Source organism: Mesorhizobium sp. M0751, assembly GCF_040320265.1.
GTDB lineage: Bacteria > Pseudomonadota > Alphaproteobacteria > Rhizobiales > Rhizobiaceae > Mesorhizobium.
This window is the reverse complement of the sequence record NZ_JAMYPH010000020.1, coordinates 1-14,388: the sequence shown is the minus strand read 5'-3', so window position 1 is coordinate 14,388 and position 14,388 is coordinate 1. Positions and strand designations below refer to the sequence as shown.

Below are 14,388 nucleotides of genomic sequence, written 5' to 3'. Positions count from 1 at the left end.
AAATCTGAAATGGCAAAGACCAGCTCAGTCGAGAAGAACAACAGGCGCCGCAAGCTTGCGGACCAGTTCGCTGCCAAGCGCAAGGTGCTCAAGGCGATCATCATGGATCAGTCCAAGCCGATGGAAGAGCGCTTCCGCGCTCAGCTGAAGCTTTCGGCGCTGCCGCGCAACTCGGCCAAGACCCGCATCCGCAACCGCTGCGAAGTCACCGGACGTCCGCGTGCCTATTATCGCAAGCTCAAAGTATCGCGTATCGCGCTTCGTGATCTCGGCAATAACGGCCAGATCCCAGGCCTGGTCAAGTCGAGCTGGTAAGGAGGACATAACATGTCATTGAGCGATCCTCTCGGCGATATGCTGACCCGCATCCGCAACGCATATGGCCGTAAGAAGTCGAGCGTTTCGACGCCGGCCTCGCGCCTGCGTACCCGCGTCCTCGACGTGCTGAAGGCCGAAGGCTATATCCGCGACTACAGCCAGACCGACTTCGACAACGGCAAGTCCGAAATCGAGATCGAGCTGAAGTATTTCGACGGTGCGCCGGTGGTGCGCGAAATCGCCCGGGTCTCGAAGCCCGGCCGCCGCGTCTACGTTTCGGCCAAGTCGATACCGCACGTCGCCAACGGCCTCGGCATCGCCATCCTTTCGACGCCGAAGGGCGTGATGGCCGACCACGAAGCGCGTGAACAGAATGTCGGCGGGGAAATCCTCTGCCAGATCTTCTGATCTGGTATGTGACCCGGTTGGAAACTGGCTTTCGGGATCAAGTCCCGAAAGCCGAGACCTGAAACAAGAGAAGTGACGAGGACAACAAAATGTCTCGTATTGGAAAGAAACCCGTTTCGCTGCCGCAGGGCGTGACCGCGACCGTCAATGGCCAGACCGTGACGGCGAAGGGTCCGAAGGGCGAGCTGAAGTTCGTGGTGAACGACGAAGTGCTGGTCAAGATGGAAGGCAGCGAGATCGCTGTCCAGCCGCGCGACCAGACCAAGACCGCCCGCTCCAAATGGGGCATGTCGCGCACGCAGATCGTCAACATCCTGCAGGGCGTCAAGGACGGCTTCGAAAAGAAGCTCGAGATCACCGGCGTCGGCTATCGTGCCGCCATGCAGGGCAAGAACCTGCAGCTGGCGCTCGGCTTCAGCCATGACGTCGTCTACGAGACGCCGCAGGGCGTGACGATTTCGGTGCCGAAGCCGACGGAAATCACCGTGACCGGCATCGACAAGCAGCAGGTCGGCCAGGTCGCCGCCGAGATCCGCGAGTATCGCAGCCCCGAGCCCTACAAGGGCAAGGGCGTTCGCTATGCTGGCGAGAAGATCGTCCGCAAGGAAGGCAAGAAGAAGTAATCTTAACGCCGCGGGGAGCGGCCGCGGGAGGCTTGTCCTACCGCATATGGTTGCCCCCGTTTTTTGAAGGCAAGGAACTGATATCATGGGCTCGAAAGAATCCACCCAACGCCGCGCTCAGCGCGTCCGCCGCCAGATCAAGAAGGTTGCCGGCGATCGTCCGCGCTTGTCGGTCCATCGCACGTCGAAGAACATCTACGTCCAGGTGATCGACGACGCCAAGGGCCACACCATTGCCGCTGCATCGACGCTCGAGAAGGAGCTCAAGGGCTCGCTCAAGACCGGCGCCGACACCGCGGCCGCAGCTGCCATCGGCAAGCTGATCGCCGAGCGTGCCTCGAAGGCCGGCGTCAAGGAAGTCGTCTTCGACCGCGGCGCCTACATCTACCACGGCCGCGTCAAGGCGCTTGCCGAGGCTGCCCGTGAAGGTGGTCTGAGCTTCTAAAAACGAAAATTCGCCCCCGGCGACCCGCAGAGGTGCCGGATATCATCATCAACCGTGCTTCCGGAAAAAAACAAGGAACAGGATATGGCACAGGAACGTAGGGATGGCGGCCGCGGCCGTGATCGCGAAGAGCGCGACGACGGCATGGTCGACAAGCTCGTCCACATCAACCGTGTCGCCAAGGTCGTCAAGGGCGGCAGGCGCTTCGGCTTTGCAGCCCTCGTCGTCGTCGGCGACCAGAAGGGCCGCGTCGGCTTCGGCCACGGCAAGGCGCGCGAAGTGCCGGAGGCGATCCGCAAGGCGACCGAATCGGCCAAGCGCGACATGATCTTCGTGCCGCTGCGCTCGGGCCGCACGCTGCACCATGACGTCGAGGGACGCTGGGGCGCGGGACGTGTTCTGCTGCGCGCTGCCAAGCAAGGTACCGGCATCATCGCCGGCGGCCCGATGCGCGCCGTTTTCGAGACGCTCGGCATGCATGACGTGGTCGCCAAGTCGATGGGTTCTTCGAACCCCTACAACATGGTTCGCGCCACTTTCGACGCGTTGAAGAGCCAGATGCATCCAAAGGATGTGGCTGCCGCGCGCGGCATCAAGTATTCGACCCTTCAGGCCCGCCGCGGCACCGCCGTTGCGGCTGAAGAATAGTCGACGCTGACCAGGGATCTGACCATGGCCAAGAAAGCTACCAAGACCATCACCGTCGAGCAGATCGGTTCGCCGATCCGCCGGCCGAAAGAGCAGCGCGCAACGCTGGTCGGCCTCGGCCTCAACAAGATGCACAAGCAGCGCACGCTGGAGGATACGCCCTCGGTGCGCGGCATGATCGCTGCCGTCCAGCATCTCGTCCGCGTCGTGGACGAGGGCTGAGCCAGAGCGCAGGAGAACCCAGATGAAACTCAACGATCTGCGTGACAAGGACGGCGCGACGCATTCCAAGAAGCGTCTTGGCCGTGGCATCGGTTCCGGTTCGGGCAAGACCGCCGGTCGCGGCGTCAAGGGCCAGAAGGCGCGCTCCGGCGTCGCCGTCAACGGCTTCGAGGGCGGCCAGATGCCGCTCTACCGCCGTCTGCCGAAGCGCGGCTTCAACAATATCTTCGCCAAGAGCTTCACCGTCGTGTCGCTGGCCCGCATCCAGGCGGCGCTCGATGCCAAGAAGTTCGACGCTAAGACAGTTGTGACGGCCGAGGCGCTGGTTGCGGCCGGCGTCATCCGTCGCGTCAAGGACGGCGTGCGCATCCTTTCGGACGGCGACATCAAGGCCAAGCTTGCCTTCGACGTGGCCGGAGCCTCCAAGGCCGCGATCGAGAAGATCGAAAAGGCCGGCGGTTCGGTGAAGCTGCCTGAGAAGGCAGCTGCCGAGTAACGGCAATTTGAAGCACGTTCGGCAAAGGTGGAATTCGGTTTTGCCTGCGGTCGTGCTTTGATCCGACAGATGTGGCGGCCGCATCAACGCGGCCGCTTGCATGTTTGCAGTCCGGAGCTTATCTCGTGAGCTTCGGTGACACGCGCCGCCTGAGCTGCGGGCATCGAGCGTGACCAAGCGGAGAATCAGGCATGGCTTCGGCTGCTGAACAACTAGCCTCGAATCTGAATTTTTCGGCCTTCGCCAAAGCCGAGGATCTGAAGAAGCGCATCTGGTTCACCATCGGCGCGCTGCTCGTCTACCGCCTTGGCACCTATATCCCGCTGCCCGGCATCAATCCCGACGCTTTCGCCCAGGCCTTCTCGTCGCAGAGCAAGGGCGTGCTCGGCATGTTCAACATGTTCGCCGGCGGCGCCGTGCAGCGCATGGCGATCTTTGCCCTCGGCATCATGCCCTATATCTCGGCCTCCATCATCATGCAGCTGATGACCTCGGTCATTCCGTCGCTGGAAGCGCTGAAAAAGGAAGGCGAGCAGGGCCGCAAGATCATCAATCAGTACACGCGCTACGGCACCGTGCTTCTGGCGCTGGTTCAGGCCTACGGCATTTCGGTCGGGCTTGAGGGCGGCAACGGCATCGTCAACGATCCCGGCATGTTCTTCCGCATCTCTACCGTCGTCACGCTGGTCGGCGGCACCATGTTCCTGATGTGGCTTGGCGAGCAGATCACCGCTCGCGGCATCGGCAACGGCATTTCGCTGATCATCTTCTCCGGCATTGTCGCCGGCTTGCCGCGCGCCATCTCCGGCACGCTGGAGCTTGGCCGCACCGGCGCCCTGTCGACCGGCCTGATCCTGGCAATCATCGTGCTGGCCATCATCGTCATCGCGCTGATCGTCTTCTTCGAGCGCGCCCAGCGCCGCCTGCTGATCCAGTATCCCAAGCGCCAAGTCGGCAATCGTATGTTCCAGGGCGATACCTCGCATCTGCCGCTTAAGCTCAACACCTCCGGCGTCATTCCGCCGATCTTCGCCTCGTCGCTGCTGCTGCTTCCGGCAACGGTTGCCGGCTTCTCGCAGACCACCAATATGCCTGCATGGGCCAGCACCATCCTAGCGTCGCTTGGCCACGGCCAGCCGCTCTATATGACCTTCTACGCGGCGATGATCGTGTTCTTCGCCTTCTTCTATACGGCGATCGTCTTCAATCCGAAGGACACCGCCGACCAGCTCAAGAAGCATTCGGGCTTCATCCCGGGCTATCGTCCGGGCGAGCGCACTGCGGATTATATCGACTATGTGCTCACCCGCATCACCGTCGTCGGCGCCATCTATCTGGTGCTGGTGTGTCTGCTGCCTGAGTTCCTGATTTCAGCGACTGGCGTACCGTTCTACCTTGGTGGCACTTCGCTCCTGATCGTGGTCAGTGTAACGCTCGATACGGTGGCGCAGATTCAGGGTCACCTGATCGCGCACCAGTATGAGGGCCTGATCAAGAAGTCGAAGCTGCGCGGGGGGAAAAAGGCCAGATGAGGTTGATATTGCTTGGACCGCCGGGGGCGGGCAAGGGGACACAAGCACTAAGACTGGTAGAACGACACGGCATCCCACAGCTTTCCACGGGTGACATGCTGCGTGCTGCTGTTCAGGCCGGCACCGAAGTCGGCAGGCGCGCCAAGGCGGTGATGGACGCTGGCGAACTGGTGTCCGATGCTATCGTCAACGCCATCGTGGCTGAGCGCATCGATCAAGCTGATTGCGCAAACGGCTTCATCCTTGACGGATACCCGCGAACCCTGGTGCAAGCGGACGCCGTTGAGGAAATGCTGTCGGATCGCGGACTGGAGCTCGACGCAGTCATCGAATTTGTCGTCGACGACAAGGCGCTGGTTGGCCGAATCGTCAAGCGCGCCGAAGAAGCCAAGGCCGCAGGCCTGCCGGTGCGCAAGGACGACAGTCCAGCGGTGTTCGAAGAACGCTTGAGGGAATATTACAAGAAAACTTCGCCGCTGATCGGCTACTACTACGCCAAGGGCAAACTCAGGGGCGTCGATGGCATGGCCGACATTGATGCGGTGACGCAACAGATCGAGGCGGTGCTCAGGGCGACGACCCGGAAAGTTGGCCAGGCGGCCGGCTAGCGAATCGAACGATTGCGCTTGACTGGAGCGGTCCGCTGGGGTATGGCGGCCCGTCTTCCTATCAGGCATGAGGCTTGCTTGTCCGCAAGGGCAAGGCAGGCCGCTTTGAACTGGAAACTCCCGCAAGGGCCGGCCTCCACCGGACGCGGGGCAACTTGAAGCGCCGGCTCGTCCGGCCTATATGGAGAAGAGAAGAACATGGCTCGTATAGCCGGCGTCAACATTCCGACCAACAAGCGCGTCGTCATTGCGCTTCAATACATTCACGGCATTGGCAAGAAGTTCGCCCAGGAGATCGTCGACAAGGTCGGCATCCCGGCCGAGCGTCGCGTCAACCAGCTGACCGACGCGGAAGTGCTGCAGATCCGCGAGACCATCGACCGCGACTACCAGGTCGAGGGCGACCTGCGCCGCGAAGTGTCGATGAACATCAAGCGGCTCATGGACCTCGGCTGCTACCGCGGCCTGCGTCACCGCCGCTCGCTGCCGGTTCGTGGTCAGCGCACACACACCAATGCGCGCACCCGCAAGGGCCCGGCCAAGTCGATTGCCGGAAAGAAGAAGTAATTTAGGGCAGTAAGGGAGTAGGGCAGTAAGGCAATAGGAACGGCAGACATACTGCCCTACTGCCATATTCCCCTACTGCCTTCTCCCTGGTGGAGCCGCTGGCATTACGGCGGTGTAGAGATCAACTGAAAGGACTATCATGGCCAAGGAAGCCGCTCGTGTTCGCCGTCGCGAACGCAAGAACATCTCGTCGGGCGTTGCCCACGTCAATTCGACCTTCAACAACACGATGATCACCATCACGGACGCGCAGGGCAATTCCATTGCCTGGTCGTCGGCCGGAGCCCAGGGCTTCAAGGGATCGCGCAAGTCGACCCCGTTCGCTGCCCAGATGGCCGCAGAAGATGTTGCCAAGAAGGCCCAGGAACATGGCATGCGCATGCTCGAGGTCGAGGTCTGTGGACCCGGCTCCGGTCGTGAATCGGCGCTGCGCGCGCTGCAGGCAGCCGGCTTCACCATCACCTCGATCCGTGATGTGACGCCGATCCCGCACAATGGCTGCCGCCCGCGCAAGAAGCGCCGCGTCTAAAGAATTTACCGAACGCCGCGCGAGCGCCTCAAAGGCGCTCCTCCACGGCATTCCAGGTCGCCCGCCACGATTGGATGGTGGCGGGACAACGGAAGGAAAGCACTATGATCCAGAAAAATTGGCAAGAACTGATCAAGCCGAACAAGATCGAGTTCTCGTCGAAGAAGAAGACGCTGACCACGCTGGTCGCCGAGCCGCTCGAGCGCGGCTTCGGTCTCACCCTCGGCAACGCGCTGCGCCGCGTGCTTCTGTCTTCGCTGCGTGGCGCGGCTGTGACCGCCGTGCAGATCGATGGCGTCCTGCATGAATTCTCGTCCATCGCCGGCGTCCGCGAGGACGTGACCGACATCGTCTTGAACATCAAGGAAATCGCCATCCGTATGGAAGGCGACGGCCCCAAGCGCATGGTCGTACGCAAGCAGGGACCGGGTGCGGTTCTCGCCGGCGACATCCAGACGGTTGGCGACGTCGAGATCCTCAATCCCGACCACGTCATCTGCACGCTGGACGAAGGCGCTGAAATCCGCATGGAATTCACCGTCGACACCGGCAAGGGCTATGTGCCGGCCGACCGCAACCGCGCCGAGGACGCGCCGATCGGGCTGATCCCCGTCGATAGCCTGTATTCGCCGGTCAAGAAGGTCTCCTACAAGGTCGAGAACACCCGCGAGGGCCAGGTTCTCGACTATGACAAGCTGACCATGACCATCGAGACCGACGGTTCGATCTCGGGCGAGGACGCGGTGGCCTTCGCCGCTCGCATCCTGCAGGACCAGCTCGGCCTGTTCGTCAATTTCGACGAGCCGCAGAAGGAAGTCGCCGCCGAACAGGTTACCGAGCTTGCCTTCAACCCGGCGCTGCTCAAGAAGGTCGACGAGCTCGAGCTTTCGGTGCGTTCGGCCAACTGCCTGAAGAACGACAACATCGTCTATATCGGCGACCTGATCCAGAAGACCGAAGCCGAGATGCTGCGCACCCCGAACTTCGGCCGCAAGTCGCTGAACGAGATCAAGGAAGTTTTGGCGGCGATGGGCCTGCATCTCGGCATGGAAGTGCCGGACTGGCCGCCGGAAAACATCGAAGACCTCGCCAAGCGTTACGAAGATCAATATTGAGGCTCAGGCCTCTTGAACCCGCAATGAAGGAGAAGAGCCATGCGCCACGGATTTAAAGGCCGCCGGTTCGCCCGCAGCATCAGCCATCGCAAGTCGATGTTTGCCAACCTTGCCGTGTCGCTTATCGAGCACGAGCAGATCCTCACCACGCTGCCGAAGGCGAAGGATCTGCGTCCGATCGTCGAGAAGCTGGTGACGCTCGGCAAGCGCGGCGACCTGCATGCCCGCCGGCAGGTGATTGCCCAGATCGGCAATGAAGGTGTCGTCAAGCGTCTGTTCGATACCATCGCGCCACGTTATGCCACCCGCAACGGCGGCTATCTGCGCATCATGAAGGCCGGCTTCCGCCATGGTGACAATGCCGCAATGGCCGTCATCGAATTCGTCGACCGCGACACCTCGGCCAAAGGCGCCGGCGACCGCGCCCGCATCGAGGCCGAAGGCACCGAAGAGGAAGCCGCAGCTGCATAGGCTTCGGTTTTTCTGTGAAGTTCAAAGGGGCCTGCGGGCCCCTTTTCTGTTTCCGAAGGTGCCGGGCAGGGCTGGTAGGGGTTTTGTCACCGGTTTTTGCGGCGACTACCCAAAATAATCGGATTTCAGCGGCTTAGCCTTTCATTTTGCACAATCGTCAGGACAATGGCGCCCGACTTGGAGGATTCGGAATGCGCGTTAAACAGCTGTCCCTTGTTCTGATCTGCGCCTGGATGGCGTTGGCCGTCGTGCCGGCGGCCAGGCAGGCGCTGGCGGAGGAGACCAAGCCAGATCCTGGTCTGTCCGACGTACTGACCGATCTGTTGCATGGCGTCGAAGGCGAAAACGCCACTTCCGGCCCCGACAAGCGCGTGCCGTTCGGCCGCGAGGAGGTGCAACTGTCCTTCGCGCCGCTGGTCAAGCAGACGGCCCCGGCCGTGGTCAATGTCTACGCCTCGCAGACAGCCAAGGTGACGTCGCCCTTTGACGGCGATCCGTTCTTCGAGGAGTTCTTCGGCCGCTCGCAGCCGCGCGCGCAGTCTTCGCTCGGTTCGGGGGTGCTGGTCGACCCGACCGGTATCGTGGTCACCAATTTCCACGTCGTCAAGGACGCTGACCAGGTCAAGGTCGCGACCGCCGACGGGCGCGAATTCGACAGCAAGGTGCTGCTCAAGGATGAGACGCTCGACCTCGCCGTGCTCAAGATTTCTTCCGACAAGCCGTTCCCGGTGATCGCTATCGGCGATTCCGACGCACTCGAGGTCGGCGATCTGGTGCTGGCGATCGGCAATCCGTTCGGGGTCGGCCAGACCACCACCAGCGGCATCATTTCGGCGGTGGCGCGCAGCCATATCGGCGTCTCCGATTCCAGCTTCTTCATCCAGACCGACGCCGCCATCAACCCTGGCAATTCCGGGGGCGCGCTGGTCAACATGGGAGGGCAGCTGATCGGCATCAACACGGCGATCTATAGCCGTAGCGGCGGCTCGATCGGCATCGGCTTTGCCATCCCTTCGAACATGGTCCGCGCTTTCGCCGATGCGGCCAAGGCCGGGCTCGACTTCTTCGAGCGGCCATATGCCGGCGCCGAGTTCGAGGCGGTGACGCCGCAGATTGCCGAATCGCTCGGCATGGACAAACCGGCCGGTGCGCTGGTTTCTTCGGTCGAAGAGGCGGGACCCGCCGCCAAGGCAGGGCTCAAGCCTGGCGACGTAGTGCTGTCGCTCAACGGCAAGCCGGTCGAGAGCGTCGGGGCGCTGGACTACCGGATGGCGACGCTGTCGATTGGTACGAATGCCAGCTTCGGCGTTCTGAGCAAGGGTCAGCAGGCGACGATGGACATCGCGCTGGAACGACCGCCCGAAGGCGCCAAGGCTGCGGAACTCACATTGCGCGGGCGTAGCCCGTTTTCGGGTGCCAAAGTCGCTGAACTGTCGCCACGGCTTGCCCAACGGCTCGGTCTGCGCACCGATGTCAAAGGCGTAACCGTGGTCGACATCAACCGCGATTCGCCCGCTGCCGATTTTGGATTCCAGCCGGGCGACATCGTGCGTGAGGTCAATGGCCTGACGATCGACAAGGCGGCGACCCTGGAACAGGTAGCCCAGCAGGATACGCGCTGGTGGCGCTTTACCGTCGAGCGCGGCGGGCAGATACTGCGCCAGGTGTTGCGTTACTGAGCCCGACCGTCAGCATGATCGGGCTCCAGGCAGAAGAAGTTGCATGGCCGATCTGTTCAGTGTCGATGAACCGGAAAAGACGCCGCCCGGCAGGCCGCTGGCCGACCGTCTGCGCCCAAAGAACCTCGGCGAGGTCGTCGGCCAGGAGCATCTGACCGGACCCGACGGCGCGCTGACGCGACTGATAGGCTCCGGCTCGCTCGGCTCGATGATCTTCTGGGGCCCGCCCGGCACCGGCAAGACCACGGTCGCACGGCTGCTTGCCGGCGAGACAAGCCTCGCCTTCGAACAGATCTCGGCCGTGTTTTCCGGCGTTGCCGACCTGAAGAAAGTGTTCGAGGCAGCGAAGCTGCGCCGCTCCAACGGTCGCCAGACACTGCTGTTCGTCGACGAGATCCATCGTTTCAACCGCGCCCAGCAGGACAGTTTTCTGCCCGTGATGGAAGACGGCACCGTGGTGCTGGTCGGCGCCACCACCGAGAACCCGTCCTTCGAGCTTAACGCCGCGCTGTTGTCGCGCGCGCGCGTGCTGGTCTTTCACTCGCTCGGCGAGGACAGCATCGCCAAGCTGCTGGGGCGGGCCGAGAAGGCAGAGGGCAGGGCGCTGCCGCTCGATGAAGACGCGCGGGCGATGCTCATCCGCATGAGCGACGGCGACGGCCGCGCGGCGCTGACGCTCGCCGAAGAGGTCTGGCGCGCAGCGAAATCAAAGGAGGTGTTCGGCGCTGAAGCGCTGCAGCGCATCGTCCAGCGCCGCGCGCCGATCTACGACAAGGGCCAGGACGGCCATTACAATTTGATCTCCGCCTTGCACAAATCGGTGCGCGGCTCCGACCCAGACGCGGCACTCTACTATCTCGCCCGCATGTTCGACGCCGGCGAGGATCCGCTTTATCTCGGGCGCCGGCTGGTGCGCATGGCGATGGAGGATATCGGGCTGGCCGACCCGCAGGCACTCGTCGTCGCCAACGCCGCCAAGGACGCCTACGACTATCTGGGCTCGCCCGAGGGCGAACTGGCCTTCGCCGAGGCGACCGTCTATCTCGCCACCGCGCCGAAATCCAATGCGGTCTATACCGCGTTCAAGGCCGCCACGCAGGCGGCGAAGGAATTCGGTTCGCTGCTGCCGCCCAAGCACATTCTCAACGCGCCGACCAAGCTAATGAAACAGGAAGATTACGGCGCCGGCTATCGCTACGACCACGACGAGCCCGACGCTTTTTCCGGCCAGGACTATTTTCCGGAGAAGATGGGAAGGCAGACATTCTACGACCCGCCAGAGCGCGGCTTCGAGCGCGATATCAGGAAGCGACTGGATTATTGGGCGAAGCTGCGCAGCGAGCGGGAAAAGTAGCTGCCAGTCGCACACTGGTGTGATCGCCGTTGTCTGGCGGGATAAAAAACCCTATCAAGATGCGCCTTCGGCCGGCGGACAGGCCAGAAACGTACCGACGATATTCAGAACGGAATCGCGCCTGCGCGTGGAAAAATGACAAAAAAATCTCGCAAGACCCTTCGGAAGCTCGCCATAGCGATCCCGCTGCTGGCGCTCGGCTTCTATTTCATTCCCATCCTGACGACGATTTTCATTGTCCTCGGCCTGATCGACGTGTTGCGCAATGACAACAAGAACTGGGCCTTGTTCAGTGGTTATTTCCTCGGCAACGGCATCTTCACCTGGCTGCTTGCGCCCTTCAATCTGCTCGTCGATCTCCTGTGCTACAGAAACCGCGGTGTCTGGAAATTGGACCAGTTTCCTCCGGACTATCAGCGTGAGGTCAACGAGGTTTTGGACGTCTTTAAGGCACGCAAGGACGAGATCATCGCCGATATCGACGCCAATTTCGGCAGCGGCCGGCGCGGCATGTATGTCTACCAGTGGTACGGCAAGCACAAGATCGACAACGTCGCCGAATTCAACAAGGATTTCAAATACATCAAGACGATTGCCGTCTCTGTGTTCAGCGGCAGGGAATCGACTTCCTGGCACTTTGGCCCGCTCCGGCTCAGCCTGCGCATCCTCTACAACCTCATCCCGGTGAAATCGGAAGTGTTTGTCGAGTGCGGCAACGCCAAGAACTACTGGCACGAGAACCCGCTGTTCATCTTCGACGACACGCTGCTGCATCGCTCGGTCAACCAGTATGACGGGCGCCGCTACTGCGTGTTCATGGACATCATTCGCCCGTCGCCGTTTCCCGGTCTGATCTCGACGCTCCTCGCCGTCGTTTCGGTCAGCGTCGAGCGCATCAATGCCATGTTCTACAAGAACTGGAAGATGATCGCCTCCAGCAAGCCGAAGAAGGCCGGAGCCGCCTGACACTGTGATGTAACCGGGGCGAGGGGGCACGATGTATCATCTGTTGCTTGTCTGCCTTGGTGGCGCGATCGGCGCAATGGCCCGCTTCTTCCTGTCTGGCTTCGTCGCCCGCCGGGTCGGCGAGACCTTTCCCTGGGGCACGATGGCGGTCAACGTCTCGGGAGCGTTTGCAATCGGCGTCGTTGCGCATGCGGTAGCGCGCGACGGCATGCCCGCCATCTGGGCCTTCGTCGTCACCGGCGGCCTCGGCTGCTACACCACGGTCTCTTCCTTCAGCCTGCAGACGCTGGCGCTGGCGCGCGAAGGCGAATGGCTGCGCGCCGGCGGCAATGTGCTGCTTTCGGTTTTCCTGAGCCTCGGCGGCGTGACACTGGGCTTTGCCGCGGGAAGTCTTCTGATTGGCAGCGGGGCGCCATGAGCAGCCCGCGGAAGCTCCGCCCCGACGGGATGGCGGGGCGTGCGGCGCACCTCATTGGCTGGCGCAGAAGGAGCCAAACGGTTCGGCTCTATGCGACCGTGGCCGCAGGCAGCATGATCGGCGGCGTGCTGCGGGCTCTTGCGTCATTGGCGAGCACCGCCTTGTGGGGCACTGGATTTCCCTTCGGCACGCTCCTCGTGAACATCGTCGGCTCATTCCTCATCGGCTTCTACGCGACATTGACGGGACCGGATGGTCGCGTCTTCGCCGGTCCGCTGCAGCGCCAGTTCTTCATGGCCGGCTTCTGCGGCGGCCTGACGACCTTCTCCGCCTTCAGCCTTGAAACATTCACCCTCGCGCAAGGCGGGAGGCTTGTGGCGGCGGGACTCAATGTCGCGATATCCGTGGTGGCCTGGCTTGCCGCCGTCTGGCTTGGCCACATCTTTGCAGTGCGCCTCAACCGGCTGAGAAGGTCCAGGCAATGAAGATACCGACACAGGCACAATTGCTGCGCATATTTATCGGCGAAAACGACAAGGCAGATGGCCGTCCGCTGTATGAGGTCATCGTGCTGAGGGCCCGCGAAATGCAGATCGCCGGCGCGACCGTCCTGCGCGGCGCGATGGGGTTCGGCCATTCCAGCCGGCTTCACACCACGAAGATCCTCCGGCTGTCGGAGGATCTGCCACTCGTCATCGAGATCGTCGATGACGAGGAAAAATTGGCCGCTTTCCTGCCGGTGCTTGAAACAATCATGACAAGTGGTTTGATTACGCTGGAGAAAGTTCAGGTTCTGCAATATGGAACCGACAACGAATAACCGAGTGAGATTGCGGGTACCGGCGAATGCCGTTGCATGCCTGCAAAACGGCGATTGGAATCATGGCAGGCGTTGAACAGATCACAGTGGACACCGGCGAGGCGGGCATGCGGCTCGACCGCTGGTTCAAGAGCCATTTCCCCGGTCTCGGTTTCGGTCATCTGCAGAAGCTGCTGCGTTCCGGCCAGATCCGCGTCGACGGCGGCAGGGTGAAGGCCGATACACGCGTCGAAGCCGGCCAGACGGTCCGAGTGCCGCCGCTCGAAGTCGACAAGAAAGGCGAGAGCCCGCTCACCGGCCATTCGATACGCAACCAGGGCGATGCCGATGTTTTGGCAAAGATGTTGATCCATGAGGACCCGAAGGTCTTCGTCTTCAACAAGCCGGCCGGCTTGGCGGTCCAGGGCGGTTCTGGCGTCACCCGCAATGTTGACGACATGCTGGAAGCCTGGCGCAACCAGAAGGGCGAGAAGCCGCGCCTGGTGCACCGGCTCGACCGCGACACATCGGGTGTGCTGGTTGTCGCCCGTACAAGGCTCGCCGCCATGAAGCTCGCCGAAGCGTTCCGGGCGCGTGAGACGAAGAAAACCTACTGGGCGCTGGTCAAGGGCGTGCCGCCGAAGCGCGAGGACAAGATCTCGACCTGGTTGATCAAGGAACCGACGCCCGACGGCGATCGCGTACGCATCGCCAAGCATGGCGAAAAGGGCGCCGACCACGCCGTGTCCTATTACCGCATCGTCGAGCAGGCGGCGCAGACCCTGTCCTGGCTGGAGATGGAACCCTATACCGGACGCACCCACCAGCTTCGCGTCCATGCCGCCCATATCGGTTGCCCGATCATCGGCGATCCCAAATATTTCGAGGCCGACACCAATTGGGATTTTCCAGGCGGCATGCAGAACCGCCTGCATCTGCACGCGCGCCGCATCGTCATCCCGCATCCCGACAAGGGCTTTGTCGACGTCACCGCACCGATGCCGCCGCACATGCGTCAGAGCTGGAACCTACTCGGCTTTGACGAGCAGAGTGCCGAGGACTAGCGCTGGTGGGCGTCGCCACAGAGACCCTCGACCGCCGTGACGCGGTCGATCTGGCGGCAGCCGCTATCATGGTCGGGCTGACCTTTTCCTGGGGGCTCAACTACGTCGCTGCTTAGATCTCGTAGG

The 14,388-nt window shown here is 62.1% G+C and carries 20 protein-coding genes and 1 pseudogene; all 21 read left to right on the top strand.

All coding sequences use genetic code 11. From position 1 onward, the window contains the following. Nucleotides 1–9 precede the first annotated feature (9 nt). On the top strand, nucleotides 10–315 hold the full coding sequence (rpsN, locus tag NKI19_RS25575) for a 30S ribosomal protein S14 (protein WP_023675134.1): 306 nt from the start codon (nucleotides 10–12) through the stop codon (nucleotides 313–315). 12 nt (nucleotides 316–327) lie between these two features. Further along, nucleotides 328–726 carry a 30S ribosomal protein S8 gene (gene rpsH, locus NKI19_RS25570; RefSeq protein WP_006205453.1) on the top strand — a complete coding sequence of 133 codons (399 nt, stop codon included), beginning with the start codon at nucleotides 328–330 and terminating at the stop codon, nucleotides 724–726. A gap of 89 nt (nucleotides 727–815) precedes the next feature. Next, nucleotides 816–1,349 carry a 50S ribosomal protein L6 gene (rplF, locus tag NKI19_RS25565; protein ID WP_023675133.1) on the top strand — a complete coding sequence of 178 codons (534 nt, stop codon included), beginning with the start codon at nucleotides 816–818 and terminating at the stop codon, nucleotides 1,347–1,349. A gap of 85 nt (nucleotides 1,350–1,434) precedes the next feature. Further along, nucleotides 1,435–1,794 carry a 50S ribosomal protein L18 gene (gene rplR / locus NKI19_RS25560; RefSeq protein WP_023675132.1) on the top strand — a complete coding sequence of 120 codons (360 nt, stop codon included), beginning with the start codon at nucleotides 1,435–1,437 and terminating at the stop codon, nucleotides 1,792–1,794. Between the two features lie 84 nt (nucleotides 1,795–1,878). After that, nucleotides 1,879–2,442 (top strand): 30S ribosomal protein S5, encoded by a 564-nt coding sequence (gene rpsE / locus NKI19_RS25555; RefSeq protein ID WP_006333394.1) that lies wholly within the window; start codon nucleotides 1,879–1,881, stop codon nucleotides 2,440–2,442. A 24-nt stretch (nucleotides 2,443–2,466) separates the two neighbouring features. Continuing rightward, on the top strand, nucleotides 2,467–2,664 hold the full coding sequence (gene rpmD / locus NKI19_RS25550; protein ID WP_006205449.1) for a 50S ribosomal protein L30: 198 nt from the start codon (nucleotides 2,467–2,469) through the stop codon (nucleotides 2,662–2,664). A 22-nt stretch (nucleotides 2,665–2,686) separates the two neighbouring features. Then, a complete protein-coding gene (gene rplO, locus NKI19_RS25545; RefSeq protein ID WP_352491399.1) occupies nucleotides 2,687–3,160 on the top strand; it encodes a 50S ribosomal protein L15 in 474 nt (157 codons plus the stop codon). A 191-nt stretch (nucleotides 3,161–3,351) separates the two neighbouring features. Continuing rightward, nucleotides 3,352–4,692, top strand: coding sequence for a preprotein translocase subunit SecY (gene secY, locus NKI19_RS25540; RefSeq protein WP_352491398.1), 1,341 nt, complete (start codon nucleotides 3,352–3,354; stop codon nucleotides 4,690–4,692). Continuing rightward, nucleotides 4,689–5,300: an adenylate kinase gene (locus NKI19_RS25535; protein WP_352491397.1), complete on the top strand. Its 612-nt coding sequence runs from the start codon at nucleotides 4,689–4,691 to the stop codon at nucleotides 5,298–5,300. Before secY ends, NKI19_RS25535 begins: the two co-directional genes overlap by 4 nt. 198 nt (nucleotides 5,301–5,498) lie before the next feature. After that, nucleotides 5,499–5,867: a 30S ribosomal protein S13 gene (gene rpsM, locus NKI19_RS25530; protein WP_006205445.1), complete on the top strand. Its 369-nt coding sequence runs from the start codon at nucleotides 5,499–5,501 to the stop codon at nucleotides 5,865–5,867. A gap of 139 nt (nucleotides 5,868–6,006) precedes the next feature. Further along, complete coding sequence (rpsK, locus tag NKI19_RS25525; protein ID WP_006205444.1) at nucleotides 6,007–6,396, top strand: 30S ribosomal protein S11; 390 nt, start codon at nucleotides 6,007–6,009, stop codon at nucleotides 6,394–6,396. A gap of 104 nt (nucleotides 6,397–6,500) precedes the next feature. Next, a complete protein-coding gene (locus NKI19_RS25520; RefSeq protein WP_023675128.1) occupies nucleotides 6,501–7,511 on the top strand; it encodes a DNA-directed RNA polymerase subunit alpha in 1,011 nt (336 codons plus the stop codon). Between the two features lie 39 nt (nucleotides 7,512–7,550). Then, complete coding sequence (rplQ, locus tag NKI19_RS25515) at nucleotides 7,551–7,982, top strand: 50S ribosomal protein L17 (protein WP_023675127.1); 432 nt, start codon at nucleotides 7,551–7,553, stop codon at nucleotides 7,980–7,982. Nucleotides 7,983–8,173: 191 nt separating this feature from the next. After that, nucleotides 8,174–9,661, top strand: a complete 1,488-nt coding sequence (locus tag NKI19_RS25510; protein WP_352567580.1) for a DegQ family serine endoprotease — start codon at nucleotides 8,174–8,176, stop codon at nucleotides 9,659–9,661. Nucleotides 9,662–9,704: 43 nt separating this feature from the next. After that, complete coding sequence (locus NKI19_RS25505; protein ID WP_352491394.1) at nucleotides 9,705–11,015, top strand: replication-associated recombination protein A; 1,311 nt, start codon at nucleotides 9,705–9,707, stop codon at nucleotides 11,013–11,015. A 135-nt stretch (nucleotides 11,016–11,150) separates the two neighbouring features. After that, entirely contained in the window at nucleotides 11,151–11,981 is an 831-nt protein-coding gene (locus NKI19_RS25500; protein ID WP_352491393.1) for an aspartyl/asparaginyl beta-hydroxylase domain-containing protein, read from the top strand. Nucleotides 11,982–12,012: 31 nt separating this feature from the next. Further along, nucleotides 12,013–12,399, top strand: a complete 387-nt coding sequence (crcB, locus tag NKI19_RS25495) for a fluoride efflux transporter CrcB (protein ID WP_352491392.1) — start codon at nucleotides 12,013–12,015, stop codon at nucleotides 12,397–12,399. A gap of 29 nt (nucleotides 12,400–12,428) precedes the next feature. Next, nucleotides 12,429–12,884: a fluoride efflux transporter CrcB gene (gene crcB / locus NKI19_RS25490; RefSeq protein ID WP_352491408.1), complete on the top strand. Its 456-nt coding sequence runs from the start codon at nucleotides 12,429–12,431 to the stop codon at nucleotides 12,882–12,884. Continuing rightward, a complete protein-coding gene (locus tag NKI19_RS25485) occupies nucleotides 12,881–13,219 on the top strand; it encodes a DUF190 domain-containing protein (RefSeq protein ID WP_254817158.1) in 339 nt (112 codons plus the stop codon). The genes crcB (NKI19_RS25490) and NKI19_RS25485 overlap by 4 nt, the downstream gene beginning before the upstream one ends. Nucleotides 13,220–13,281: 62 nt before the next feature. Then, nucleotides 13,282–14,262 (top strand): RluA family pseudouridine synthase, encoded by a 981-nt coding sequence (locus tag NKI19_RS25480; protein WP_352491391.1) that lies wholly within the window; start codon nucleotides 13,282–13,284, stop codon nucleotides 14,260–14,262. Between the two features lie 5 nt (nucleotides 14,263–14,267). Continuing rightward, nucleotides 14,268–14,375, top strand: a pseudogene (locus NKI19_RS25475) (EamA/RhaT family transporter); the annotation flags it as partial. Nucleotides 14,376–14,388: the final 13 nt, after the last annotated feature.